Source organism: Neisseria sp. HMSC073G10, assembly GCF_001812605.1.
Lineage (GTDB): Bacteria > Pseudomonadota > Gammaproteobacteria > Burkholderiales > Neisseriaceae > Neisseria > Neisseria subflava_A.
This window is the reverse complement of sequence record NZ_KV809502.1, coordinates 4597-6153: the sequence shown is the minus strand read 5'-3', so window position 1 is coordinate 6153 and position 1557 is coordinate 4597. Positions and strand designations below refer to the sequence as shown.

Below are 1557 nucleotides of genomic sequence, written 5' to 3'. Positions count from 1 at the left end.
GGGATTTTGGGGAATTTTGCAAAGGTCTCGGCCTTTCTTCCAACAAGCCATCACAGCAATCAGACAAAAGCAACCCATCGCCACACCCATATCGGCAGCACGGCTAGCAAAATCATTATCCGCAGCGGTGTAGAGACAACTCTAAGACGACAAATTTTGAACGTCATAGTCTTTCGGGTATGACACTAAGGGCCGACATGATCAAACAGCGCGAAATCCATCTGGCCATACCCGCACAAACTAATAAGGAGTAAAGATTGCAGTTGCAACGTGTGGTAGAGTATGGCAAAAGTCAAAACATTACAGTCAAAATTACGGAGATCGAATAAATGACTTTCAATCAAGAACAAGATTATTGGGCTGGCTATAAGGCAAATGAAAGAGCCTTGATTATTCAAACATGGTCAGGATTTGGGCGATATGCTCCAGACCACCTATATCCCCCCCATATCCTGCCATTGGATACCGACAATGAAACTTTAGGAACGACGGTCTTGCAAGCGTTGACAAACAGCAGGACTTTCGTTTATGACAGTCCAGAAGACCAAGATTTTTTTGATACCGAAAAAATTCGGCAACGCTATGAGGATTGGGTTGCCAACCTATGCGGGAACTTGGGCTATAAAACCAGACGTGCCCTATTTAAAAACATGATGAGCGGGGATATTTGGCTGCACAACGGCTGCCTGAAAATCAGCCCGAGCCGCCATGTCAAGCTGGAAGCGTGGGATGCCATTGATGCAGACAATGTAATTTTATCATTGGATAACAGTCCTGAAGAAATCGGAGCAGGTTTAAAGTTGGCATTGAGCCGCTGCCGATAATATTTGGCAAAAGGTCGTCTGAAAGCTGGAAACTTTTTTCAGACGATCTTTTTTATCACACTCAAGGCCAGCGTGCGTACCGCACACACCTTACCTGCATAGGTTTAATGCGGGCTACGGCTTGCTTGGAAGGATACGTGAATTAAAATTTAAAAAAGTTGACTTTCCCGTTCCTAATACTAATTGGAAAAATTCTATTGATGTCTTGAATGAATCAGGTAATGTTAATAGACCTCGTTATAGGAGTAAATAAAAATGGCAATTTGGAATTATCGGTACTACCTTATCCCATCAGCCGCTATCAGAAATAAATTTAATGCAAATAAAGATATCATACTTGATGAGTATCGATCTAATGGTTTTCAGAATTTTAATGAGAATAAAAGTTTTGAAAATTACTTTATCGATAATGATGTTATATTATTATCAATAATAAATGAAGCAAAAAAACAGCTTAAATTGAAAGAGTCTTGGGATAAAGACGCAATCATGTTTTGTGATAATTTTGGTAATAGTCTTACCGTTTGGCCAGATGATATAGAGTGTGAACTTGATTTAAGATTTGATTATACTAAATTTATTCAGAAAACCATTGATTGGGCAATAAAATATAATTGTCTACTTGTAATAGGAAAAACAGGAAATGTAGTTTCCCCTAATATAAATAATCTAATTTATGAAATAAAAGCATATTTGGAAAGCAAGCCGTGGCCCATATGAAACCTAAACTCAA

General features: G+C 38.8%; 4 protein-coding genes. All 4 read left to right on the top strand.

Annotated features, from left to right (window positions below):
* The coding region (locus tag HMPREF2865_RS12230; protein ID WP_349267460.1) for a hypothetical protein at positions 1 to 183 on the top strand (183 nt) is incomplete at its 5' end.
* The gene (locus tag HMPREF2865_RS12465) at positions 180 to 254 is read left to right on the top strand and encodes a hypothetical protein (RefSeq protein WP_336623262.1); all 75 of its coding nucleotides are present in this window, start codon (positions 180 to 182) and stop codon (positions 252 to 254) included. The genes HMPREF2865_RS12230 and HMPREF2865_RS12465, both read left to right, overlap by 4 nt.
* Before the next feature lie 75 nt (positions 255 to 329).
* Complete coding sequence (locus HMPREF2865_RS02505) at positions 330 to 824, top strand: contact-dependent growth inhibition system immunity protein (protein WP_070645408.1); 495 nt, start codon at positions 330 to 332, stop codon at positions 822 to 824.
* 255 nt (positions 825 to 1079) lie between these two features.
* Entirely contained in the window at positions 1080 to 1544 is a 465-nt protein-coding gene (locus HMPREF2865_RS02500) for a hypothetical protein (protein ID WP_070645406.1), read from the top strand.
* Positions 1545 to 1557: the final 13 nt, after the last annotated feature.